We start from the raw sequence: 24144 nt of genomic DNA, 5'->3' as shown, positions 1-24144 counted from the left end.
TACGTCCTTTCCCTCGCTACCGGACTCAGGCCTGCTCGGAGAGCAGCTTGCCGTCAGCGGTCTGGTAACCCTGCTTGAAGGCCTCGATCGCGCTGGTCAGCGCGTCGATGGTGCCGTCGGCCAGCAGACCGGTCTCGACGATGCCGGCGAGCAGGTCCTTGTGCTGCAGGCGGACGTGGTCCAGGAACTCGCGCTCGAAGCGGCGGATCTCCGCGACCGGGACGTCGTCCATCTTGCCGTTGGTGCCGGCCCAGATGGAGACGACCTGCTCCTCGACCGGGAACGGCTGGTACTGGCCCTGCTTCAGCAGCTCGACCATGCGCGCACCGCGCTCCAGCTGGGCCTTGGAGGCCGCGTCCAGGTCGGAACCGAAGGCGGCGAAGGCCTCCAGCTCGCGGTACTGGGCGAGGTCCAGACGCAGGCGGCCGGCGACCGAGCGCATGGCCTTGATCTGGGCGGAGCCACCGACGCGGGAGACCGAGATGCCGACGTTCACGGCCGGGCGGATGCCGGCGTTGAACAGGTCGGACTCCAGGAAGATCTGGCCGTCGGTGATGGAGATGACGTTGGTCGGGATGTACGCCGAGACGTCGTTGGCCTTGGTCTCGATGATCGGCAGACCGGTCATCGAGCCGCCGCCCAGGGCGTCGTTCAGCTTGGCGCAGCGCTCCAGCAGGCGGGAGTGCAGGTAGAAGACGTCACCCGGGTAGGCCTCGCGGCCCGGCGGGCGGCGCAGCAGCAGGGAGACGGAGCGGTAGGCCTCGGCCTGCTTCGACAGGTCGTCGAAGATGATCAGGACGTGCTTGCCGGCGTACATCCACTCCTGGCCGATGGCCGAACCGGTGTACGGGGCGAGGTACTTGAAGCCGGCCGGGTCGGAGGCGGGAGCGGCCACGATGGTGGTGTACTCCAGCGCGCCGGCCTCCTCCAGGGCGCCGCGGACGGACGCGATGGTGGAGCCCTTCTGGCCCACGGCGACGTAGATGCAGCGGACCTGCTTCTCCGGGTCGCCCGAGCGCCAGTTGTCACGCTGGTTGATGATCGTGTCGACGGCCACCGCGGTCTTGCCGGTCTGGCGGTCGCCGATGATCAGCTGGCGCTGGCCGCGGCCGATCGGGGTCATCGCGTCGATGGCCTTGATGCCGGTCTGCAGCGGCTGCTTGACCGACTTGCGGGCCATGACGCCGGGGGCCTGCAGCTCCAGGGCGCGACGACCGGTGGCGGCGATGTCGCCCAGGCCGTCGATCGGGTTGCCCAGCGGGTCCACGACGCGGCCGAGGTAGCCGTCGCCGACCGGAACCGAGAGGACCTCGCCGGTGCGGCGCACGGTCTGGCCCTCTTCGATGCCGCCGAACTCACCGAGGACGACGACACCGATCTCGCGGGTGTCGAGGTTCAGCGCGAGGCCGAGCGTGCCGTCCTCGAACTTCAGCAGCTCGTTCGCCATGACCGAGGGCAGGCCCTCGACATGCGCGATGCCGTCCGCCGCGTCAGTGACCGTGCCGACCTCTTCCACAGAAGCGGCGTCCGGCTGGTACGACTGGACAAAGTCGGCCAGCGCGTCCCGGATCTCCTCCGGACGGATCGTAAGCTCCGCCATCAGGCTTCCCTGCTCTCCTAGTTTGCGATCCTCGGCCCGCCATTGAGGGCCGCAAGTATTCGACTCTCGGCCGGGTCTTCCGAACCGGCCGTACGATGTGCCGGCTCCTTGGGGAGCCGGTTTCCCGACCGAGGGTCGGATGTGCTGCTCCGGTGCTCAGCCTTCGAGCGACTGGCGAGCGCCCTCGAGGCGGCTCGACACGGTGCCGTTGATGATCTCGTCGCCGATCTGCACCCGCACGCCGCCGACGACCTCGGGGTCGACGTCGATGTTCAGGTGGACCTGGCGGCCGTACATCCGGGCCAGAGCACCGGACAGGCGCTCCTTCTGGGTGTCCGACAGCGGCACCGCGGTGGTGACCAGGGCCACCACCCGGCCGCGACGCGCGGCGGCGAGCTTCGAGTAGGACTCGAGACCCTGCTCCAGGCTACGGCCACGCGGCACGTTGACGAGGGCGGTGACCAGCCGGACGGTGCCGGCGTGGGCGCGGCCGCCGAGCAGCTTCCTGATCAGCGCGGCCTTCGCGACGGCACCGGCCTTCGGCTCGGTCAGCGCGGCGCGCAGCTCGTGCGAGCCGCTCACCACCCGGCCGAAGCGGAAGAGCTCGTCCTCGACGTCGTCCAGGGCGCCGGTCTTGTCCGCGGCGATGATCTCGGCGTAAGCGGCGAGCTCCTCGGTCGCGTCCACCAGGTCGCGCGAACCCGACCAGCGGGAGCGGACCAGACCGGAGACCAGGTCCACCGCCTCGCCGGAGACCTGGCCGGTCAGCAGCGAGGTGACCAGCTGGGCCTTGTCCTGGCCCGACCGGGAGGGGTCGGTCAGGACGCGGCGCAGCGACACCTCACGGTCCAGCACGGCCGTGACGGCGGTGAGCTCCTCGGCGAGCTTGGCCGCGTCCACCGAGGTGGAGTCGGTCAGGCTCTCCAGGTTCTGCCGGCCGGCGGCGAGGGCCTCACGGCTGGCGCCGATCACTTGGCCGCACCCTGAGCAACGGCGGCCTTGGCCTCCAGCTCGTCCAGGAAGCGGTCGATGACGCCGCTCTGGCGGGTGTGGTCCTCGAGGGACTCACCCACGATGCGGGACGCCAGCTGGGTGGCCAGCGAGCCCACGTCCTGACGCAGGGCGGCAGTCGCCTGCTTCTTGTCCGCCTCGATCTGGGCGTGACCGGCGGCGACGATGGCCTCGCGCTGGCGCTGGCCCTCCTCGCGCATCTCGGCGAGCTGGGCGGCACCCTGCTCGCGAGCCTGCTCGACGATGCGGGCAGCCTCGTGGCGCGCCTCGGCGAGCTCGGCGCGGTACTGCTCAAGCAGGGCCTGGGCCTCCGCCTGGGCGGCCTCGGCGCGCTCCATCCCGCCCTCGATCGCGTCCCGGCGCTCCGACAGCACCTTCTCGATGCTGGGGAGGAGCTTCTTGCCGAGCAGACCGAAGACGATGAAGAAGCAGAGCAGGCCGATGATGATCTCGGGCCACGCGGGGAGGAGAGGGTTCATCTTCTCCTCGGCCGCGAGCTGGACGATCGCCATGCTCATATCTGGACCTTCCTCAGAAAGGGTCTACGGCGGGATTACTTGTTGCCGAAGACGAACGGCATGACGATGCCGATGAGGGCGAGCGCCTCGGTCAGCGCGAAGCCGATGAACATGTTGGAACGGATGAGACCGGCAGCCTCGGGCTGGCGGGCCATGGCCTGGACACCGTTGCCGAAGATCAGACCGACGCCGATGCCGGGGCCGATGGCGGCGAGGCCGTAGCCCAGCGAGGCGACGGAACCGTAGACAGTGCCCTCAGCGAGGATGCTCATTGACGTTGTCCTTTGCAGGGTGGTGAACCGGTGGTGATTGGCCACCGGGCGATCCGGGAGGTGGTTCTCGGCGGGGCCGCGGCCCCGGGGCTCAGTGCGCCTCTTCCAGGGCACCGGCGATGTAGCTGCTGGCCAGCATCACGAAGATGTAGGCCTGCAGGAACTGGACCAGCAGCTCGAAGGCGGTCAGGGCGATGGTCACCACGAAGGAGACCGAGCCGTAGAGCGCACCCAGGGTCGGGCTGAGCAGGTACCAGGAGGCGATGGAGAACATCACGATCAGCAGGTGGCCGGCGAACATGTTCGCGAAGGCTCGGACCGCGAGCGTGAAGGGGCGCACGAGGACGTTCGAGAAGAACTCGATCGGCACCAGGATGAACATGACCCAGCCGGGGATGCCCGAGGGCCAGCAGAGGTTCTTCAGACCGCCGACGAAGCCGTGCTTCTTGAAGGTCAGCGTCATGTAGGTGAGCCAGACGATCGCCGCGAGGCCCGCCGGGAACGCGATCGCCGCCATCACCGGGAACTGGGCGAACGGGATGATCGACATGATGTTCATCAACCAGATGAAGAAGAACATCGAGACGAGCATCGGGACGTACTTCTCGCCCTTCTTGCCGATCGTCTCCAGCACGATGGAGCGCTTGACGAAGTCGTAGCCGATCTCACCGACCAGCTGCAGCTTGCCGGGGACCAGTCGCGGCTTGGCGAAGGCGGCCCAGAAGAAGCCGACCACCAGGAACGCGACGATGAACGACAGCAGCATCGGCTTGTTGAACTCGACGCTGCCGATCGAGAAGATCGGCTTGAACTGGAACTCGTTCAGACCCGGGGCCGGGAAGCCGCAGCCAGCGTCCCCGAAGTGGCAACTGCCTGAGGCGAGGGACGTGAGTTCAGCACTCACCACGGACTCCTTCGTCGTGACGCATGGATACGGCAACCTCGGTGTGTCGGCGTGGCCTGAGGCCACGGAGCGGCACTGGAACTTGATGGGTTTCTCGCCGACCCCGCGCGCCGGTGCGCCGCACCACAGCGGGATCATCGAAGACTGCCCGGATCAGGGGGGCGATCCGTCCGCTGTTCGGACAGACCTGGCCTCTTCCCGTACTCCGTTGTTGCGACGGACGATAGCAGCCCGTCAGCGCGGCATAAACACCGCCCCCCTCGTTGGGAGGACAGTCGGGCCTCGTCACTGTTGACGCCCCTTGTCGGAGGGCTTGTCGCCCTTCTTTTCGGAGGCGTCGGGGTCGACGTAGAAGGTCTTGGCCTTGAGTGCGCCGCGCACCTGGAAGCCCGTCCAGACCAGGGCGCAGCCGAGCAGGGTGAAGGCGAACGCCTGCCGGTTGAAGAGGTCGGTGTCCTTGAAGACCGCGAGCACGATGCCGACCAGCAGGATCTGCGTGGTGTACACGAGCAGCGCCGCGGCCATCATGATCTGGGGGTTCGACCGGGTCAGCCGGTCGAGCGCGACCTGGCCGAAGCTGAAGAAGGCCATCACCAGCAGCGCGCCGAACAGGGCGCCGAGCAGCCCCTTCCCACCGGCGACGGCGAAGGAGATCGCCATGGCGATGATCCCGGCGACCGCAGTGGGAATCGCGGCGCCTCGGAGGATCCGGGCGTCGTTGGACGGCATGTCGGCAGCTCCGGCGGCATGTCGATGTGGCGGGGGACGGGCACAACGGGTGGCGGGTGACACCGGACCGAGGCATCGCCGCGGGCCGCCCATCGGAACGGCGGGCCCGGGGAGGGAGACCGACAGGGACGGAAGTCATCCACCTGTCAGGTCTTTCGGCGTGTTCTCGGTACTCGTGAACGGTATCACAAACTATTTGATGAGAGCTTTACCATGAATATGTGGCACCTGTCACACCAACGGCGCAATGGTTCCGCCGTTCGAGTGAACGCTCTCTGACGGGACACCAACTCCCTTGTCAGTGGCGGCCGGTGGCCTTGTGGTGGGAGCCGGCCGCGGTGGAGCCCAGGTCGGAGTCCCGGCCGGCTTCACCGAGGAGTTGCTTGTCCTTCGCCGACAGTTCGGCCATCGGACCGGTCCGCTGCCGGCGGTAGCGCGGGGGGACGAAGGCCTGCACCGCCCGCGGGGCGCGCGGCCGGAACCGCGGGATGAGCAACACCACCAGGCCGACCAGGCAGAGCCCGGCCAGCGCCAGGACGACGGTGCGGCCGGTGTTGGTCACCGAGAAGGCCACCGAGCCGAAGGCGATCAGCGCGGCCCAGAAGTACATGATCAGTACGGCCCGGCTGTGCGAGTGGCCGACCTGGAGCAGCCGGTGGTGCAGGTGGCGCTTGTCCGCGGCGAACGGGGACTGGCCGGCCCAGGTCCGGCGGACCACCGCGAGCAGCAGGTCCGCCAGCGGCAGCGCGATGACCGTCAGCGGCAGCAGCAGCGGGATGTAGATCGGCACCAGGGCGTGCACGGCGGCGGTCTGCGAGCCGGTCTCGTTGCTGATCAGGTCCGGGTCGACCCGGCCGGTGATGGAGATCGCGGCGACGGCCAGCATCAGGCCCAGCATCATCGAGCCGGAGTCGCCCATGAAGATCCGCGCGGGGTGCATGTTGTGCGCCAGGAAGCCCAGGCACATGCCGATCAGCAGCACGCTGAACAGCACGGCGGGGGCCGCGTCGGAGATCGTGTAGCCGTACCAGAGCCGGTAGCTGTACAGGAAGAAGGCCATCGCGGCGATGCAGACCATGCCGCCGGCCAGGCCGTCCAGGCCGTCGATGAAGTTCACCGCGTTGACCATGACGACGACCAGGACGACCGAGATGACCATGCCCTGGGTCGGGCTCACCGCGACCGGGCCGACACCGGGCACCGGGAGGGTGATCACCGTGACGCCCTGCCAGACCATCACACCGGCGGCGATCATCTGCCCGCCGAGCTTCACCAGCGCGTCCACGCCCCACTTGTCGTCGAGCACCCCGAGCAGGAACATGATCCCGGCGCCGGACAGCAGCGCGCGGATGTCGGTGCCCTGGGAGAACACCTTGCTCAGGTTGTCGAGCTGCGAGGCGACCAGGATGCCCGCGCACAGTCCGCCGAACATCGCGATGCCGCCGAGCCGCGGGGTGGGCTCGCGGTGCACGTCGCGGGCGCGCACCGGCGGCATGGCGCCGGCCGCGATGGCGAACTTCCGGACCGGGCCGGTCAGCAGGTAGGTGACGGCGGCCGTGCAGAACAGCACCAGCAGATACTCACGCACCACTGGCCTCCTGCATCACTGTCGAACGGGAAGGTACCGAAGGTACTCCCCTGCCGTCCCGGGGTTCGAGGTGCGTCGCCACGGCACACACCTTATTGAGTCGGACGCCGGGACCGTGCATCGCGGTTCGCCCTCCCGGGTAGGAGATCCCGATACCCGCGGAGGCCCCCCGTCAGGCCGGGCGGGCGAAGGCCAGCGCCAGCTCCCGGACCCGCGCCGCGGCCGGGGCGACCGCGCCCCCGGCGAGCACCCGGGCGATCAGCCCGGCGATCTCGGCCAGTTCCGGCTCCCCCATCCCCTGGCTGGTCACCGTGCCCGTGCCCAGCCGGATGCCGGAGGCCTCGGCGACCGGCGCCGGGTCGTACGGCAGCGCGCACTTGCCGAGCAGCAGCCCGGCCGCGGCGCAGCGCCGCTCGGCCTCCGCACCGGTGACGCCGAGCGGGCTCACGTCGGCGGTCACCAGATGGGTGTCGGTACCGCCCGTCAGCGGGCGCAGGCCGGCCTCCGCGAGCCCCGCGGCGAGCGCCCGGGCCCCGGACACCGTCCGCTGCGCGTACGTCCGGTAGGCGGGCGCGGAGGCCTCCGCGAGGGCCACCGCCTTGCCGGCGACCTCGTTCATCGCCGCGCCGCCCTGGCTGAACGGGAAGACCGCCCGGTCGATCCGCTCGGCCAGCTCCGCGGTGCACAGCAGCAGTCCGCCGCGCGGACCGCGCAGCAGCTTGTGGGTGGCCGCCACGGTGACGTCCGCGTACGGCACCGGGGAGGGCGCCACCCCGGCCGCGATCAGCCCGGTGGTCTGCGCGACGGAGGCGATCAGGTAGGCGTCCACCTCGTCGGCGACCTCCCGGAACGCCGCCCAGTCCGGGTGCCGGGGGTGCGAGATCGAGCCCGCCACGATGGCCTTGGGGCGGTGCTGCCGGGCCAGGTCGCGGACCTGGTCGAGGTCGATCAGCCCGTCGGCCTCGCGCACGCCGTAACCGGTGAAGTCGAACCAGCGCCCGGAGAAGTTGGCGCGCGAGCCGCAGCTGAGGTGGCCGCCGTGCTCCAGCGACATCGCCAGCACCCCGTCACCGGGCCGCAGCAGCGCCGCGTACGCCGCCAGCATCGCCGAAGTCGCCGACCGGGGCTGGACGTTGGCGTGCGGGGCGGCGAACAGCTCGCGGGCCCGGTCGATCGCCAGCAGCTCGGCGGCGTCCGCCAGCGCGCAGCCGGTGTGGTGCCGGCGGCCCGGGTAGCCCTCGGCGTACTTGTCGATCAGCGGGCCGGTGAGGGCCGCCAGGACCGCGGGGCTGGTGAGGTTCTCCCCCGCCAGCAGCTGGATCGTCTCGGCGCGCCGCTCGGCCTCCGCGGCCAGCAGGTCGGCCAGCTGCGGGTCGGCGCGGTGCAGTGCCTCGGACGCCCAGGGGCGTCCGGTCGTCGCGGTCGGGCCGGTCGCTGCATCGGTGACGGTCATGGCGGGGCTCCCGGGCGCTGCGGGGACTGTGTCACCCAGCGTAGGACCGCTGCCGCCGCCCGGCCCGCCGAACCACGGCCGGACGGCCCCGTTCGGCGCCGGGCGCCTCGGGTCGGTCAGCGCGGCGCGGGGACGCCGGTGAGCGCGGTGACCACCGGGTCGACCGCGTGGAATATCTCCTCGCCGCAGTTGCGGAACATCCCGATCGGCGCCCCGTACGGGTCGTCCACCTCGTCCGACTCCGGGGTGGCGGCCAGCAGCCAGCCGCGCAGCGCGGCGGCCGCCCGGACCAGCGCGCGGGCCCGCTCGGTGACGTCGGCGCCGCGCCGGGGGTCCGGCAGGGTGCCCGGGTCTATCGTCCGCACCAGGCGGGTGAACTCCTTCAGCGTGAAGGTGCGCAGCCCCGCCTCGTGGCCCATCGAGATCACCTGGGCGCGGTGGTCCAGCGTCGCGGTGAGCACCAGGTCGGCCTCGACCACGTGCTCGTCCAGCAGCTCGCGGCCGGTGAAGCCACCGCTGTCGGCGCCGTACTCGTCGAGCACGGTCGCGGCGTGGTCCTCCATCGGCGCGCCCTCGTGGCCCCAGGTGCCGGCGCTCTCGACCAGGATCCGCCCGGCCACCCGGGGGCTCAGCCGGGTGTCCAGCTCACGCCGGGTCAGCCGCTCGGCGATCGGCGAGCGGCAGATGTTCCCGGTGCAGACGAACAGGATCCGGAAGTGGTCCAGCGGCCTGGGGCCCACGCTCAGGTACGGCGCTATGCCCGGCCCGGCGTGGAGCGAGGCGGTGGGCGTCAACTGCCGGCCTCCAGGTCGGGGACGACCTCCCTCAGCTGCTCGACGCTGATCGCACCGGCCCGCAGCAGAACCGGGACCTTGCCGGTGACGTCGACGATCGACGAGGTGGCGGAGTCCTCGGCCGCCCCGCCGTCCAGGTAGACCGAGATCGCGTCGCCGAGCTGGGACTGCGCCTCGTCGCAGGTCAGCGGGGAGGACCCGCCGATCCGGTTGGCGCTGGAGACGGCCAGCGGGCCGGTGGCGTTCAGCAGCTCGATGGCGACCGGGTGCAGCGGCATCCGGACCGCGACGGTGCCGCGGGTGTCGCCGAGGTCCCAGCGCAGCGAGGGCTGGTGCCGGGCGACCAGGGTGAGCCCGCCGGGCCAGAACGCGTCGACCAGCTCCCAGGCCTGCTCGGAGAAGTCGGTGACCAGGCCGTGCAGGGTGGTCGGCGAGCCGACCAGCACCGGGGAGGGGGTGTTGCGGCCGCGGCCCCGGGTGGCCATCAGCTCGCCGACGGCCTCCGCGGAGAAGGCGTCCGCGCCGACCCCGTACAGGGTGTCGGTGGGCAGCACGACGAGTTCGCCGCGGCGGATGGCCGAGGCGGCCTCGCGCAGACCGGTGGTGCGGTCCCCGGCATCGGCACAGTCGTAGCGGCGGCTCATCGGTGCGGTCCCCTTCCGGAGTGGCTCATGGCGGTCACTACGGCCCTCACTGCGGTCACAGCGCGGCCTTGCGCGCTCTGGTACAGCGTTCGGTGTTCACGACCCGACCCTCCGGGCCGTCGTACTGCGCTCGACGGTTCACGACCCGACCCTCCGGGCGGTCGTACTGCGCTCGACGGTTCACGACCCGACCCTCCGGGCGGTCGTGAAGCGGGGCCGGTTGTTGAGGTCGCGGTGGTCGGCGGTGTCCGTCCAGCCGTGTTCCTCGTTGAAGATCCACGGCACCTGGCCGCCCTGCTGGTCGGCGTGCTCGATCACCACCGCGCCGCCCGGGCGCAGCAGTCGGGCCGCGACCCGCTCGATGCCGCGGATGGTGTCCAGGCCGTCCTCGCCGGAGAACAGGGACATCTGCGGGTCGTGGTCGCGGGCCTCCGGCGCCACGTACTCCCACTCGGTGAGCGGGATGTACGGCGGGTTGGAGATGACCAGGTCGAAGCGGCCGTCCCAGGAGCGGTCGTCCTCGAAGGCCCTGGTGGCGTCACCGGCGTGCAGGGTGACCCGGGCGCGGTCGGGGCTGGCCTCGATGTTGCGCCGGGTGTACTCCAGCGCGCCCTCGTCCAGTTCGAAGGCGTGCACGGTCGAGCGCGGCAGCTCCTGGGCCAGGGCGAGGGCGATCGCGCCGGAGCCGGAGCACAGGTCCACCACCAGCGGCTCGGCCACGTCCATGTCGCGCACCGCGTCTATCGCCCACTCGACGACCGTCTCGGTCTCCGGCCGGGGCACGAACACCCCGGGGCCGACCTCCAGTTCGAGGTAGCGGAAGAACGCCCGCCCGGTGATGTGCTGGAGCGGCTCGCGCGCCTCGCGGCGGGAGACCGCCTCCCAGTAGCGGGCGTCGAAGTCGGCGTCCTTCACCGTGTGCAGCTGGCTGCGCTTGACGTTGTGGACGTAGGCGGCGAGCTCCTCCGCGTCGAAGCGCGGCGACGGCACGCCGGCCGCGGCCAACCGCTGGGTGGCCTGGGCCACCTCGGCGAGCAGCAGGTTCATCCGTACGACCTCTTGTTTCTGCGCTCCGGCTTCGGGCGAAGCGCGGGCTGGGGCGCGCCGGTCTCAGTTCTCTTGGGCGGCCGCGGCGAGCTTGGCCGCCGCGTCCTTGTCCACGCAGGACTGGATCACCGCGTTCAGTTCGCCGTCCAGGACCTGGTCCAGGTTGTACGCCTTGAATCCGGTGCGGTGGTCCGAGATGCGGTTCTCGGGGTAGTTGTACGTGCGGATCCGCTCGGAGCGGTCGACCGTACGGACCTGGCTGCGGCGCGCGTCCGAGGCCTCCCGCTCGGCCTCCTCCTGCGCGGCGGCCAGCAGCCGCGACCGCAGGATGCGCATCGCCTGCTCCTTGTTCTGGAGCTGGCTCTTCTCGTTCTGGCAGGACGCCACGATACCGGTCGGCAGGTGGGTGATCCGGACCGCGGAGTCGGTGGTGTTGACCGACTGGCCGCCGGGGCCGGAGGAGCGGTAGACGTCGATGCGGAGGTCGTTGGCGACGATCTCGACCTCGACCTCCTCCGCCTCGGGGGTGACCAGGACGCCCGCCGCGGAGGTGTGGATGCGGCCCTGCGACTCGGTGGCGGGGACGCGCTGCACGCGGTGCACACCGCCCTCGTACTTCAGCCGGGCCCAGACGCCCTGGCCGGGCTCGGTGCCGCCCTTGGTCTTCACGGCCACCGAGACGTCCTTGTAGCCGCCGAGGTCGGACTCGTTGGAGTCGATGATCTCGGTCTTCCAGCCGACCCGCTCCGCGTAGCGCAGGTACATCCGGAGCAGGTCGCCGGCGAACAGCGCAGACTCCTCGCCGCCCTCGCCCGCCTTGATCTCCAGGATGACGTCCTTGTCGTCGCTCGGGTCGCGCGGCACCAGCAGCAGCCGCAGCTCCTCGGTGAGCTCCTCCCGGCGCGCCTCGGAGTCCTTCATCTCGGCGATGAACTCCGGGTCCTCGGCGGCGAGTTCGCGCGCGGCCTCGATGTCCTCGCCGGCCTGTCGCCACTGCCGGTAGACCCGCGTGATCGGGGTCAGCTCGGCGTACCGCTTGGCCAGCTTGCGGGCGTTGGCCTGGTCGGCGTGGACGGACGGGTCGGCCAGCCTCGTCTCGAGGTCGGCGTGCTCGACGAGGAGCTCTTCGACTGCCTCGAACATGGGGGTGGCCTTCTTCCCGGGGACTCGGAAACGTGTGGGGGGTGGGGAACTCGCGGGGGACGCGAACGGCGCCGGCCCCCGACGCCCCCGACAACAGTACGGGGGCGCCGGGAACCGGCGCCGAGTGAGCGCTAGGCCTTCGCGCTGTGCTGCTTGCCGAAGCGGGCCTCGAAGCGGGCCACGCGGCCACCGGTGTCGAGGATCTTCTGCTTGCCGGTGTAGAACGGGTGGCACTGCGAGCAGACCTCGGCGCGGATCTCGCCACTGGTCTCGGTCGAGCGGGTCACGAACTCGGCGCCACAGGTGCAGGTCACACGGGTGACCACGTACTCGGGGTGAACGTTGGACTTCAAGGGGGCTCCTAGGTTTCGGGAGGGCACCGGGTCGGCGGCGTGGAGCGCCGCACGTGAACCGGGACCGACGGACCAGTCTGCCAGGACCGGCCGCATCTTCCCAAACCGGGTCGCGTTCCGGGATATTCCGGGCCCCCTCAGCGCGCCGCGGTGGCCTTCGGGCGAATGGCGACCGCCCCGACCGTCGGCACCGGGTCAGAGCGCCCCGGAGGCGAGCGGGCGAGCCCCCGCCCCGAGCCGAAGGGGCGCGCCGGTGCCGAAAGGGAGAAGCGAGGGAGCGAGGAACGAGCGAGGGAGCGCCGACCGTCGGCGCCGGGTCAGAGCGCCCCGGAGGCGAGCGGGCGAATAGCAGCGGGGTTCTCCGGCTGCGCGGAGACGACCGGCGGGGGGAACGGCCGGTCGGCCTTGAGCGCCGCCCAGACCTGCCCGGCCTGCGGCTGCTGCGGCACCACCCGGTTGGGGTCGCCGGGGGCCGCCGCCACCGGCAGGGTGACCATGCTCAGCTGGTCCGGGCCGATCCCCTTGAGCTCCTGGGCGAGCCCCACCAGCGCGTTCACCGAGCCGAGCGCGGAGTCGGTGGTGATGCTGCTGGTCACGGTGTCGCCGAGCGACCACAGCTTGACCGGGTTGGTGAGCAGCCCGCTCCCCCCGACCTGCTTCAGCAGGGACCGCACCATCTGCTTCTGGAGCTCGATCCGGCCGAGGTCGCTGCCGTCGCCGACACCGTGCCGGGTGCGCACGAAGGCCAGCGCCTGCTGTCCGTCGAGGTGGTGCTCGCCGGGCGGGAGGTCGAGCCCGCTGTCCTTGTCGTGGATGGCCACCGTGGTGGTCACGGTGGCCCCGCCTATCGCGTCCACGACCCGGGCGAAGCCGGCGAAGTCGATCTGCAGGTAGTGGTCCATCCGCAGCCCGGTGAGCTGCTCGGTGGTCCGGACCGCGCAGGCCGCCCCGCCGCTCTCGAAGGCGCTGTTGTACATCGCGCGCTTGGCGCCGGGCACCGTCCGGCCGCTCGCGTCGGTGCAGTCGGGGCGGGCGACCAGGGTGTCGCGCGGGATCGAGACGATCTGGGCGCGGGAGTGGTCCTGGGTGATGTGCACCACCATCGCGGTGTCCGAGCGGGCGGTGTCGCCGGTGTCCCCGCCGGCGATCGAGCCGTTGGCGCCGGCCCGCGAGTCGGAGCCGAGCACCAGGATGTTGAAGGAGCCGTCGGTGGCGGCCGGCGGACGGGCGTCGCCGAGCCGGGCGTCGATGTCGACGCTCCTGATGTTGCCGTTGAACCTGAAGTAGGCGAAGAGGGCCGCACCGGCGCCGAGGACGACGAGCGCGGCGAACGCGCAGGCCGCCGTCCGCAGGAGCCTGCGGCGGCGACTCGGGACCCTCTTGTGTTCGGCCATACGGTCCAGGGTAAATCGGACAAGGCCCTCCAAACGCCCTCAAGTTGTCCCGACTCCGGAACAAACCGGGCCGGACGCACGGAACCCCGGACCGCTCGCGCGATCCGGGGTTCCGTGCTCCGACAGCCGTCCGGCTACGGTCAGTCGCCGGAGCCGGGGGTGGTCTTGGCGATCTGCATCAGGAACTCGGCGTTGCTCTTGGTCTGCTTCATCTTGTCCAGGAGCAGTTCGATCGCCTGCTGCGAGTCGAGCGCGTGCAGCACCCGGCGCAGCTTCCAGACGATGGCCAACTCCTCGCTGCCGAGCAGGATCTCCTCCTTGCGGGTGCTGGAGGCGTCCACGTCGACGGCCGGGAAGATGCGCTTGTCCGAGAGCTTCCGGTCGAGCTTGAGCTCCATGTTGCCGGTGCCCTTGAACTCCTCGAAGATCACCTCGTCCATGCGCGAGCCGGTCTCGACCAGCGCGGTGGCCAGGATGGTCAGCGAGCCGCCGTTCTCGATGTTGCGCGCGGCGCCGAAGAACTTCTTCGGCGGGTACAGCGCGGTCGAGTCGACACCACCGGACAGGATGCGGCCGGAGGCCGGCGCGGCCAGGTTGTAGGCACGGCCGAGTCGGGTGATCGAGTCCAGCAGGATGACCACGTCGTGGCCCAGCTCCACCAGGCGCTTGGCGCGCTCGATGGCCAGCTCGGCGACGGTGGTGTGGTCCTCGGCCGGGCGGTCGAAGGTCGAGGAGATGACCTCGCCCTTCACCGACCGCTGCATGTCGGTGACCTCTTCCGGACGCTCGTCGACCAGGACGACCATCAGGTGGCACTCGGGGTTGTTGTGGGTGATCGCGTTGGCGACCGCCTGGAGCACCATGGTCTTGCCGGTCTTCGGCGGCGCGACGATCAGACCGCGCTGGCCCTTGCCGATCGGCGACACCAGGTCGATGATCCGGGTGGTCAGCACGCCCGGGTCGGTCTCCAGGCGCAGCCGCTCCTGCGGGTACAGCGGGGTGAGCTTGTTGAACTCGGGGCGGCCGCGGCCGCTCTCCGGGTCCATGCCGTTGACGGAGTCCAGCCGCACCATGGCGTTGAACTTCTCGCGGCGCTCGCCGTCGCGGGGCTGGCGCACCGCACCGGTGATGGCGTCACCCTTGCGCAGGCCGTTCTTGCGGACCTGGGCGAGCGAGACGTAGACGTCGTTCTGGCCCGGCAGGTAGCCGGAGGTGCGCACGAACGCGTAGTTGTCGAGGATGTCGAGGATGCCCGCGACCGGGATCAGGACGTCGTCCTCGCCGATCTGCGGCTCGGCGGGGCCGGCCTCGAAGCCCTCGCGGCCACGGCGGCCACGGCGGTCGCGGTAGCGCCCGCGCCGGCCGCGGCGGCCCTCGCCGAACTCGTCGTCGTCGTAGCCGCCCTGCTGGGACTGCGGCTGCTGGGCCTGCTGGGCCTGGCGGCCCTGCTGCTCGGCCTGGCCGCCCTGCTGCTGGCCGCCGCCCTGCGGGGACTGGCGGTCGGTGCGGTCGGTGCGGTCGCGGCGGTTGCGGCGGTCGCGGCGCGACTCGCGGCTGTCGCCGTCCTGGGCCTCGCCGCCCTCCTGGCGCTCGGTGCGCTCGGGGCGCTCGGTGCCGTCGCGGCGCTCACGGCGCTCACGGCGGTCGCGACGGCTCTCGCGGCTGTCCTCGCGGCCCTCGAAGCCGCGGGTCTCGGCCGGGCGGCCCTCGGCCTGCTTCGGCTCGGCGACCGCGACGGTGGTGGCGTCGGCGCCGGCCTCCGCGGCCGGGGCGGTGGGCGCTCCGGCGGCCGAGGTGGCCCGGCGGCGGGTGCGCTCGCTACGGGCGGGCGCGGCGGTCTCGGCGGCGGCCTGGACCGGGATCTCGATCTGGGTCTGCGGCTCGGCGGCGGCCGGGGCCTCGGCCTCCGCCTTGGCGGCGGCGGCCTTGGTGCGGCGGGCCGGCTTCTCGGCCGGGGCCTCGGCGTCCGCCTTGGCGGCGGTGCGCTTGGCGGCCGGGGCGGTGCCACCGGCGGCGAGCAGCGGGTCCCCGCCGCTCTTCTCCTTGATGGTCTCGATCAGCTGGCTCTTGCGCATGCGTCCGGTACCGGTGATGCCAAGGTCCGCGGCGAGCTTCTGGAGCTCGGCCAGGACCATGCCGTCCAGGCCCGCGGCGGCACTGCGGCGGCGCCGCGCCGGGGCAGCGGGGGCGGCGGCTGCGTCCGACGCATCGGCGTCCGGGCGCGCGCCCATCAGATCGGTGGAGTCGCTCACTAAGGGTCCTTCCCTGGAGCGGACGTCGGCCTGTCTGGCTCGGCGACCGGTTGTGCTGTCCTGACCAACGCTCGACTGCGTCGGTCCGAGGCGGTGGTCCCTCGAATGGCGGGAGCCCGTCGAGGGAGAGCTACGTACGAGGTGCGGTGCATGAAGCACGGTGGTGCTGAGTGGCGCGTGGGCCGGTCGTGTGTCGACCTCCCCTGAGGGCGTAACCCCCACGCTCCCTGCGAATCCCGGGCCCCCGTCGCGTGACGGTGGCCCGCGCTCCGCCCGTCCTGTGCCTCCAGGTGGGAGGCCGCGGGTGGGAGTCAGGTGCCGTCACGGCTTCGGGATGCGGCCGCATGTCGCGCAGGCAGGCTGCGTACGCGCTGCGGTGGGCTCCCGGAGAATCGTCGCCCCGTGCATCGCCGGGGCTCCACTGCCGTGGAGCGCTGGGATCGGGACGCGGCGCACCTAGCCCCGGAGGGCACCTGGTGCAGCAATGAGGTTAACACTACCGACCCCCTCAGACATTCCCCGGCCTCGCGCTTGCCAATCGTGTCCGTCCGACCCGGCTCGGCAGGGTGCCGCCGCCGGGCCCGAAACGGTGTGTTCGGGCTGCTCAGACGTCCAGCGGGAGCACGACGGCCCCGGCCCGGTCGACGTCCAGCCGGTGTGCGGCGAACGCCGGGTCGCCGCCGTGACCGTGGTGCCCGGCGAAGGAGAGCACCTTGTCGGTGCCCGCCTCGTCGGTGAGCGCCAGGACGGTCGGGCCGGCCCCGGAGATGACCGCGGGGACGCCCTCGGCGCGCAGCGCGCCGACCAGGGCGGCGCTGTCCGGCATGGCGGAGGCGCGGTAGTCCTGGTGCAGCCGGTCCTCGGTGGCGGCGAGGAGCAGCTCGGGGCGGCGGGTGAGCGCCTCCACCAGCAGTGCGGAGCGGCCGGCGTTGACGGCCGCGTCGGCCAGCGGGACGGTTCTCGGCAGCAGTCCGCGCGCGGTCTCGGTGAGCACCTCGCCGGCCGGCACGAACACCACCGGGACGACCTGCTCGGACGGCTCCAGCGCGACCGCCTTGGCCGACTCCTCGTCGGTCCAGGCGATGGTGAAGTTGCCGCGCAGGCAGGCCGCCACGTTGTCGGGGTGGCCCTCCAGCTCGGAGGCGAGGGCCAGCAGGGCGTCGTCGTCCAGCGCGGACGGGCCGCCGATGGTCACCGCGCGGGCGGCCACGATGCCGGCGCAGATGGCGGCCGAGGAGGAGCCGAGGCCGCGGCCGTGCGGTATCCGGTTGGCGCAGACCACTTCGAGGCCCCGCGGCTGGCCGCCGAGCCGGTCGAAGGCGGCGCGCATCGAGCGGACCAGCAGGTGGCGCTCGTCGCGCGGCAGCGTCTCGGCACCCTCACCGGCGATGTCGACGGAGAGGCCGGAGTCGGCGACCCGGACGACCACGTCGTCGTACAGACCCAGCGCGAGCCCGAAGGCGTCGAAGCCCGGGCCGAGGTTGGCGCTGGTCGCGGGAACCCTGACCCGGACGGCGGCGGCACGGAACGCAGGACCGGCCATGCGGTGGACTCTCCTGGGGAAATCGGGCGGCGCGGAGCGCGTCGTCGGTGCGAGGGTGGGGGAACGGACCGCGGCCCCTCCGGGGCGGGCGGTCGCGACGGTCGGCGCGGCCCGGACCCGCCGGGCCCGGGGCATGTGCCACACGGCCGAAGCCAGAGTATCGAAGAGAGGTTCCCGAGCGGTACACCCCGTGGGCCTTCGATCTGGTGTGTTGCCGGTTCTGGCCGGAATGCACACCCCTCCCGGCCTGGGAGGGGGGCGGAAACGCATCGCCGCGCGCGGCCCCGATTGACACAAAAGTGTCAGTGCGGAATTCCGACGGGCCGACCCCCGAAAGGGTCGGCCCGCCGAGTCGTCAGGCCCCGTTACCGGTCGAGCAGTCCGAGGCTGCGGGCGGCCGCCTCCGGGTCGATCGGGACGACCTGCGGCTGCGGCGCGCCGGCCACCGCCCAGTCGGGGTCCTTCAGGCCGTTGCCGGTCACGGTGCAGACGATCCGCTGGCCCGGGTCGACCAGGCCGGCCTCCGCCTTGGCCAGCAGACCGGCCACCGAGGCGGCCGAGGCGGGCTCCACGAAGACGCCCTCCTGCGAGGCCAACAGCCGGTAGGCGGACAGGATCTGACGGTCCGTCACCTTGTCGATGAGGCCGCCCGACTCGTCCCGCGCGGCGAGCGCGAAGTCCCAGGAGGCCGGGTTGCCGATCCGGATCGCGGTGGCGATGGTCTGCGGCTTGAGCACCGGCGCACCGTCCACGATGGGGGCCGAGCCGGCGGCCTGGAAGCCCCACATCCGCGGGGTGCGGGCGGCCATGCCGTCGGTGGCGTACTCGCGGTAGCCCTTCCAGTACGCGGTGATGTTGCCCGCGTTGCCGACCGGCAGGACGTGGATGTCGGGGGCGTCGCCGAGCATGTCGACGATCTCGAAGGCCGCGGTCTTCTGGCCCTCGATCCGCACCGGGTTCACCGAGTTGACCAGCGCCACCGGGTACTTCTCGGACAGTTCACGCGCCAGGGTGAGGCAGTCGTCGAAGTTCCCGTCGACCTGCAGGATCCTGGCGCCGTGCACCAGCGCCTGGCCCATCTTGCCGAGGGCGATCTTGCCCTGCGGGACGAGCACCGCGGAGACCATCCCGGCCCGCACCGCGTACGCGGCGGCGGAGGCCGAGGTGTTGCCGGTGGAGGCGCAGATGACCGCCTGCGCGCCCTCCTCCTTGGCCTTGGAGATGGCCATCGTCATCCCGCGGTCCTTGAAGGAGCCGGTCGGGTTGGCGCCCTCGACCTTGAGGTAGACATCGCAGCCCGTGCGCTCGGAGAGCACCTGGGCGGGGACCAGGGGCGTGCCGCCCTCCAGCAGGGTGACCACCGGGGTGGCCGCGGTGACCGGCAGGCGGTCCCGGTACTCCTCGATCAGGCCGCGCCACTGGTGGGTGTGCGCGCCTCGGACGACGTTCTCGGCAACGGCGTTCATGGCTGGTTCCTTATTCCCCTTCGACCCGCATGATGCTGGCCACGTCCCGCACGCTGTCCAGCGCGCGGAGCTTGTCGACCGTCGCCGACAGCGCGGCGTCGGTGGCACGGTGGGTGACCACGACGAGCGAGGCGTCGCCGTCGCGGCCCTGCTGGCGCACGGTGTCGATGGAGACGCCGTGCTCGGCGAAGACGGACGCCACCTGGGCGAGCACGCCCGCACGGTCGTCCACGTCCAGGCTGACGTGGTAGCGGGTGACCACCTCGTCCATCGGCTTGGCCGGCAGCTGCGTGTACAGCGAGTCACCGGGACCGGTGGCACCGGCCAGCTTGTTGCGGCAGACCGCGACCAGGTCGCCGAGCACCGCGGAGGCGGTCGGCGAGCCGCCCGCGCCGGGGCCGTAGAACATCAGCCGGCCGGCCGCCTCGGCCTCGACGAACACCGCGTTGTACGCCTCCCGGACGGACGCCAGCGGGTGCGAGAGCGGGATCATCGCCGGGTGGACGCGCGCGGTGACGGACGCGCCGTCGGCGGCCCGCTCGCAGATCGCGAGCAGTTTGACCACGCAGCCCATCTCCTTGGCCGAGGCGATGTCGGCCGCGGTCACCTCGGTGATGCCCTCGCGGTAGACGTCCGCCGCGGTGACCTCGGTGTGGAAGGCGATGCCGGCCAGGATCGCGGCCTTGGCGGCGGCGTCGAAGCCCTCGACGTCGGCCGTCGGGTCGGCCTCGGCGTAGCCCAGCGCGGTGGCCTCCTCCAGCGCCTCCGAGTAGCCGGCGCCGGTGGTGTCCATCTTGTCGAGGATGAAGTTGGTGGTGCCGTTGACGATGCCCAGCACCCGGTTGACCTTGTCGCCGGCGAGGGACTCGCGCAGCGGACGCAGCAGCGGGATCGCGCCCGCCACCGCGGCCTCGTAGTACAGGTCGACTCCGGCCGCGGCGGCCGCGGCGTGCAGCTCGGTGCCGTCCTTGGCGAGCAGCGCCTTGTTGGCGCTGACCACCGACGCACCCTGCCGGAAGGCGGAGAGGATCAGCGATTTGGACGGCTCGATGCCGCCCACCACCTCGACCACCACGTCGATGTCGCCCCGGTTGACCAGGGCTTCGGCGTCGGTGGTGATCAGGTGGTCGGGGACGCCCGGGCGGGTCCGCCCGGCGCGGCGGACCGCGATCCCGGCCAGCTCGACCGGAGCACCGATGCGAGCGGCGAGGTCGTCGGCCGTCGTCGTCATGATGCGCGCCACCTCGGAGCCCACCACACCACAACCCAGCAACGCCACCTTCAGCGGGCGCGTACGCATCATCCGACTCCGCTCTGCATTCATCTGCTTCGGTAATTTCCGGCGGGTTTTCCTGGACCGCCGGAAACTTCGGTCCGTACCAGTCTCCGGGACTTTCCGTACGGATCTACGGTCGTTCCATGATCTGAGACAAGGATTTCGTCATCCGATATCCAGACGCAGGAGATCCTCCTCCGTCTCGCGCCGGACGATCACCCGCGCCGCACCGTCCCTGACGGCGAGCACGGGGGGCTTGAGGGCGTGGTTGTAGTTGCTCGCCATCGAGCGGCAGTAGGCGCCGGTGGCGGGCACCGCGACCAGGTCGCCCGGGGCCAGGTCGGTCGGCAGGAAGGCGTCCCGGACGACGATGTCGCCGGACTCGCAGTGCTTGCCGACCACCCGCACCAGCATCGGCTCCGCGTCGCTGGTGCGGGACACCAGGGCCACCGAGTACTCGGCGTCGTACAGCGCGGTGCGGATGTTGTCGGACATCCCGCCGTCCACGCTGACGTAGGTGCGCAGGCCCTCCAGCGGCTTGACGGTGCCGACCTCGTACAGCGTGAACGCCGTCGGGCCGACGATCGCCCGGCCCGGCTCCACGCTCAGCCGGGGGGTGTCCAGGTTCGCGGCGGCGCATTCGCGGCGCACGATCTCGGCCAGCGCGGCCGCGATCTCGGCCGGCTCGCGCGGGTCGTCCTCGCTGGTGTAGGCGATGCCGAGGCCGCCGCCGAGGTCGATCTCGGGCAGCTCGACGCCGTGCTCGTCGCGGATCCCGGCCAGCAGGCCGACCACCCGGCGGGCGGCCACCTCGAAGCCGGCCATGTCGAAGATCTGCGAGCCGATGTGCGAGTGGATGCCGCGCAGCTCCAGGCTGTCGTGGCGGAGCACCCGGCGCACCGCCTCGGCGGCCGCTCCCCCGTTGAGGGAGAGCCCGAACTTCTGGTCCTCGTGCGCGGTGGCGATGAACTCGTGGGTGTGCGCCTCCACGCCGACGGTGATCCGGATCAGCACCGGCTGGCGCACGCCCTGGCGGGCGGCGATCGAGGCGAGGCGCTCGATCTCCTCGTAGGAGTCGACCACGATGTGCCCGACGCCGGCCTTCACCGCGTGCTCGAGCTCGTCCACCGACTTGTTGTTGCCGTGCAGCGCGATCCGCCGCGGCGGCATCCCGGCGGCCAGCGCGACGGCCAACTCGCCCGCGCTGCACACGTCGAGGTTGAGGCCCTCCTCGTGCAGCCAGCGCACGACGGCCTTGGAGAGGAACGCCTTGCCGGCGTAGTAGACGTCCGCGCCGGTGCCGAAGGCGTCCCGCCAGGCGCGCGCCCGGCTGCGGAAGTCCTCCTCGTCCAGCACGTAGGCGGGGGTGCCGAACTCGTCGGCCAGCCGGCGGACGTCGACGCCGCCGACGGTGGCCACGCCCTCGGCGTTCCGGGCGACGGTGCGCGACCAGACCTTGGGGTCGAGCGCGTTCAGGTCGGCGGGCGGGGCCTGGTAGTGGCCCTCCGGCAGCACGTCCCCGTGCCGGGGTCCTGCGGGGTGTGCGGAACGACTCATGCTTCCCAGTCTCCTTCGAGACCTATGGCGAGGGGCGGCGACGGTCCTCGTTGACCGTCAGCCGCCCCCGCAGTGCGCTTGGGGGTGGTGCCTACATCCGCTCGGGCGCCGTCACGCCCAGGAGCGTGAGGCCGTTGGCGAGCACGGTGCGCGTCGCCTCGACCAGCCAGAGGCGGGCGCGGTGCGTGTCGTTGAGCTCCTCGTCGCCCTTGGGCAGGAACATGCAGTTCTCGTACAGGCGGTGGTATTTGCCCGCGAGCTCCTCCAGGTAGCGCGCGACCCGGTGCGGCTCGCGCAGCTCGCCGGCCGTGGCCAGCACGCGCGGGAACTCCGCGAGGTGGCCGAGCACGTCGGACTCCCACTCGGTGGCGAGCAGCTCGGGCCTGAACTGCTCGACCGTGCCCTTGTCGACGCCCAGCTCGGCGGCCTTGCGCGCCACGCCGCACATCCGGGTGTGCGCGTACTGGACGTAGAAGACCGGGTTCTCGTTGGTCTGGCTGGTCAGCAGGTTGATGTCCAGCGTGATCGTCGAGTCCGTGGAGGAGCGCGCCAGGGTGTAGCGGGCGGCGTCCACGCCGATCCACTCGACCACGTCGTCGATCGTGATGATGTTGCCGGCCCGCTTGGACATGCGGACCTCTTCGCCGTCGCGAAGCATCTTCACGAACTGGCCGATCTTCACCTCGATGTTGTGGTTCATGTCGTCGCCCGCGCAGGCCGAGATGGCCTTGAGGCGGTTGACGTAACCGTGGTGGTCGGCGCCCAGCATGTAGAGCGCGACCTCGGCGCCGCGGTCCCGCTTGGACAGGTAGTACGCGGCGTCGGCGGCGAAGTAGGTCTTGTCGCCGTCGGCCTTGATCAGGACGCGGTCCTTGTCGTCGCCGAAGTCCGTGGTGCGCAGGAAGACCGCGCCCTCGCTCTCGAAGACGTGGCCCTGCTCGCGCAGCCGGTCGATGGCCTTCTCGACCGCGCCGGAGTCGTGCAGCGTCTTCTCCGAGAACCACACGTCGAAGTGGGTGCCGAACTCGTCCATCGAGCGCTTGATCTCCGCGACCATGAGCTTGAGGCCCTCGGTGCGGAAGACCTGGAGCTGCTCGGCCTCGGGCAGGTCGAGCACGCCCGGGATCGCGTCGGTGAGCGACTTGGCGATGTCGACGATGTACTCGCCGACGTACCCGCCCTCGGGCACCTCGCGGCCGTTCGCGGCGGCCTGCAGCGAGGCGGCGAACTTGCCGATCTGCACACCGGCGTCGTTGAGGTAGTACTCGGTGGTGACGTCGGCGCCGGAGGCCCGCAGCACGCGCGCCAGCGAGTCGCCGACGGCCGCCCAGCGGACGCCGCCGATGTGGATCGGGCCGGTCGGGTTGGCGGAGACGAACTCCAGGTTGATCTTCAGGCCCTTGAGGGCCTCGTTGCGGCCGTAGGCCTCGCCCGCCTCGACGACGGTGCGCGCCAGCGCACCGGCGGTGGCGGTGTCCAGGGTGATGTTCAGGAAGCCCGGACCGGCGATGTCGACCCGGGCGACGCCGGTGATCCCTCGCAGACGGCCGGCCAGCACCTCGGCAACGGCTCGCGGCGGCTTGCCGGCCGCCTTGGCGAGCTGGAGGGCCACGTTGGTCGCGTAGTCGCCGTGGTCCCTGTTCTTGGGCCGCTCGACCGTCACGTGCTCGGGCACGGCGACGGCCAGCTCGCCCGCCTCGACGGCGGTGCTCACTGCGGCCTGGATTGCCTGGGAAAGGTCTGCGGGGGTCACGACGCCAAGCGTAGGCGAGACGGGGTGCCCGCCCGCCACCCGGTTTACCGGTTGAGACGTCGGGGCGCCGTCGTTACGGGGTCTCAGCCGCGATCGCTGCGCTCTGTTCGCTCAGGGCGAACTGTGTCGGGCGGTCCGGCGGCCCGGTCGCCGAACGGCTCGCCGGGGTGGCCCTTGAGCCGCATCAGGCGTCGGACCAGCGCCACCAGGTCGGCCGGGTCGAAGGGCTTGCCCAGGTAGCCGTCCACCCCGACGGTCTCCCCCAGGTCGAGGTCCGCCGGGGTGCAGGCGCTCACGATCGCGATCGGCAGCCGGCTGGTGTCCGGGGTCGCGCGCAGCCGGGCCGCCGTCCGCAGGCCGTCCAGCCGCGGCATCATCACGTCCAGCGTCACCACGTCGGGCTGCACCCGGCGGATGACCTCCAGGCACTCGGCGCCGTCGGCGGCGGTCACCACCTCGAAGCCTTCGAGCTCCAGGTTGACCCTGATCAGCTGGCGGATCACCTCGCTGTCGTCCACCACGAGGACCCGCCCGGACACTCCCGACACCTCACCGAGGGTATCGGCGGCCCCGCCGCCCCGTCCGGCCTTTGGGCACTTCCGCCGAGGCCCGCCGGCACCGCCCGGACGCTCTCCGGGAAACCCGTGCACGGACCATGCCCGAAGCCTGATAGTGTTCTCACGTCGGAAGCGCGAGCGGCCGACAGGCCAGTAGGCCCCCGTAGCTCAGGGGATAGAGCACCGCCCTCCGGAGGCGGGTGCGTAGGTTCGAATCCTACCGGGGGCACTCTTTGCGAGAGTGCAACTGAGGCCCAGATCAGTGGAGTTGATCCACGGATCTGGGCCTT

At 71.6% G+C, this 24144-nt stretch carries 21 protein-coding genes and 1 tRNA gene; 1 reads left to right on the top strand and 21 read right to left on the bottom strand.

The window, feature by feature from the left end; translation table 11 throughout:
* Positions 1-25: 25 nt before the first annotated feature.
* The 21 genes from atpA to ACZ7RU_RS05275 all read right to left on the bottom strand — a co-directional run bounded on the left by atpA (position 26) and on the right by ACZ7RU_RS05275 (position 23836).
* The gene (gene atpA / locus ACZ7RU_RS05375) at positions 26-1600 is read right to left on the bottom strand and encodes a F0F1 ATP synthase subunit alpha (protein ID WP_387750308.1); all 1575 of its coding nucleotides are present in this window, start codon (positions 1598-1600) and stop codon (positions 26-28) included.
* A 156-nt stretch (positions 1601-1756) separates the two neighbouring features.
* A complete protein-coding gene (locus tag ACZ7RU_RS05370) occupies positions 1757-2572 on the bottom strand; it encodes a F0F1 ATP synthase subunit delta (RefSeq protein WP_470339598.1) in 816 nt (271 codons plus the stop codon).
* Positions 2569-3129 carry a F0F1 ATP synthase subunit B gene (locus ACZ7RU_RS05365; RefSeq protein ID WP_387750302.1) on the bottom strand — a complete coding sequence of 187 codons (561 nt, stop codon included), beginning with the start codon at positions 3127-3129 and terminating at the stop codon, positions 2569-2571. Before ACZ7RU_RS05365 ends, ACZ7RU_RS05370 begins: the two co-directional genes overlap by 4 nt.
* A gap of 35 nt (positions 3130-3164) precedes the next feature.
* Positions 3165-3401 carry an ATP synthase F0 subunit C gene (atpE, locus tag ACZ7RU_RS05360; RefSeq protein WP_031074289.1) on the bottom strand — a complete coding sequence of 79 codons (237 nt, stop codon included), beginning with the start codon at positions 3399-3401 and terminating at the stop codon, positions 3165-3167.
* Between the two features lie 91 nt (positions 3402-3492).
* Entirely contained in the window at positions 3493-4305 is an 813-nt protein-coding gene (gene atpB / locus ACZ7RU_RS05355) for a F0F1 ATP synthase subunit A (protein ID WP_317620169.1), read from the bottom strand.
* A 285-nt stretch (positions 4306-4590) separates the two neighbouring features.
* On the bottom strand, positions 4591-5034 hold the full coding sequence (locus ACZ7RU_RS05350) for a hypothetical protein (protein ID WP_470339597.1): 444 nt from the start codon (positions 5032-5034) through the stop codon (positions 4591-4593).
* Between the two features lie 298 nt (positions 5035-5332).
* On the bottom strand, positions 5333-6622 hold the full coding sequence (locus tag ACZ7RU_RS05345) for an MraY family glycosyltransferase (RefSeq protein WP_470339596.1): 1290 nt from the start codon (positions 6620-6622) through the stop codon (positions 5333-5335).
* 172 nt (positions 6623-6794) lie between these two features.
* Positions 6795-8075 carry a serine hydroxymethyltransferase gene (locus ACZ7RU_RS05340; RefSeq protein ID WP_470339595.1) on the bottom strand — a complete coding sequence of 427 codons (1281 nt, stop codon included), beginning with the start codon at positions 8073-8075 and terminating at the stop codon, positions 6795-6797.
* A gap of 116 nt (positions 8076-8191) precedes the next feature.
* Positions 8192-8833 (bottom strand): arsenate reductase/protein-tyrosine-phosphatase family protein, encoded by a 642-nt coding sequence (locus tag ACZ7RU_RS05335; protein ID WP_049658080.1) that lies wholly within the window; start codon positions 8831-8833, stop codon positions 8192-8194.
* A 32-nt stretch (positions 8834-8865) separates the two neighbouring features.
* Entirely contained in the window at positions 8866-9513 is a 648-nt protein-coding gene (locus tag ACZ7RU_RS05330) for an L-threonylcarbamoyladenylate synthase (protein WP_470339594.1), read from the bottom strand.
* A gap of 180 nt (positions 9514-9693) precedes the next feature.
* Positions 9694-10560 carry a peptide chain release factor N(5)-glutamine methyltransferase gene (gene prmC / locus ACZ7RU_RS05325; RefSeq protein ID WP_359899971.1) on the bottom strand — a complete coding sequence of 289 codons (867 nt, stop codon included), beginning with the start codon at positions 10558-10560 and terminating at the stop codon, positions 9694-9696.
* A 63-nt stretch (positions 10561-10623) separates the two neighbouring features.
* Positions 10624-11703 carry a peptide chain release factor 1 gene (gene prfA / locus ACZ7RU_RS05320; RefSeq protein WP_470339593.1) on the bottom strand — a complete coding sequence of 360 codons (1080 nt, stop codon included), beginning with the start codon at positions 11701-11703 and terminating at the stop codon, positions 10624-10626.
* 131 nt (positions 11704-11834) lie between these two features.
* Complete coding sequence (gene rpmE / locus ACZ7RU_RS05315) at positions 11835-12056, bottom strand: 50S ribosomal protein L31 (protein WP_329927982.1); 222 nt, start codon at positions 12054-12056, stop codon at positions 11835-11837.
* A 317-nt stretch (positions 12057-12373) separates the two neighbouring features.
* Positions 12374-13450: an LCP family protein gene (locus ACZ7RU_RS05310; protein ID WP_470339592.1), complete on the bottom strand. Its 1077-nt coding sequence runs from the start codon at positions 13448-13450 to the stop codon at positions 12374-12376.
* A 140-nt stretch (positions 13451-13590) separates the two neighbouring features.
* Entirely contained in the window at positions 13591-15702 is a 2112-nt protein-coding gene (gene rho / locus ACZ7RU_RS05305) for a transcription termination factor Rho (protein ID WP_470339591.1), read from the bottom strand.
* Between the two features lie 604 nt (positions 15703-16306).
* The gene (gene thrB / locus ACZ7RU_RS05300) at positions 16307-17245 is read right to left on the bottom strand and encodes a homoserine kinase (protein ID WP_470339590.1); all 939 of its coding nucleotides are present in this window, start codon (positions 17243-17245) and stop codon (positions 16307-16309) included.
* Between the two features lie 365 nt (positions 17246-17610).
* Complete coding sequence (gene thrC, locus ACZ7RU_RS05295; RefSeq protein WP_470339589.1) at positions 17611-18711, bottom strand: threonine synthase; 1101 nt, start codon at positions 18709-18711, stop codon at positions 17611-17613.
* A 10-nt stretch (positions 18712-18721) separates the two neighbouring features.
* On the bottom strand, positions 18722-20014 hold the full coding sequence (locus ACZ7RU_RS05290; RefSeq protein WP_470339588.1) for a homoserine dehydrogenase: 1293 nt from the start codon (positions 20012-20014) through the stop codon (positions 18722-18724).
* 138 nt (positions 20015-20152) lie between these two features.
* Entirely contained in the window at positions 20153-21544 is a 1392-nt protein-coding gene (gene lysA, locus ACZ7RU_RS05285) for a diaminopimelate decarboxylase (RefSeq protein ID WP_470339587.1), read from the bottom strand.
* A 91-nt stretch (positions 21545-21635) separates the two neighbouring features.
* Complete coding sequence (gene argS, locus ACZ7RU_RS05280; protein WP_470339586.1) at positions 21636-23297, bottom strand: arginine--tRNA ligase; 1662 nt, start codon at positions 23295-23297, stop codon at positions 21636-21638.
* A gap of 83 nt (positions 23298-23380) precedes the next feature.
* Entirely contained in the window at positions 23381-23836 is a 456-nt protein-coding gene (locus tag ACZ7RU_RS05275) for a response regulator transcription factor (RefSeq protein ID WP_470339765.1), read from the bottom strand.
* 175 nt (positions 23837-24011) lie between these two features.
* Between ACZ7RU_RS05275 and ACZ7RU_RS05270 the strand changes: the two genes are divergently transcribed.
* Positions 24012-24083 (top strand) — tRNA-Arg (locus ACZ7RU_RS05270).
* Positions 24084-24144: the final 61 nt, after the last annotated feature.

The organism is Kitasatospora sp. NPDC114501 (assembly GCF_055633695.1).
Note: the sequence above shows the minus strand (reverse complement) of the source record. Positions and strands in the feature narration are given on the sequence as shown.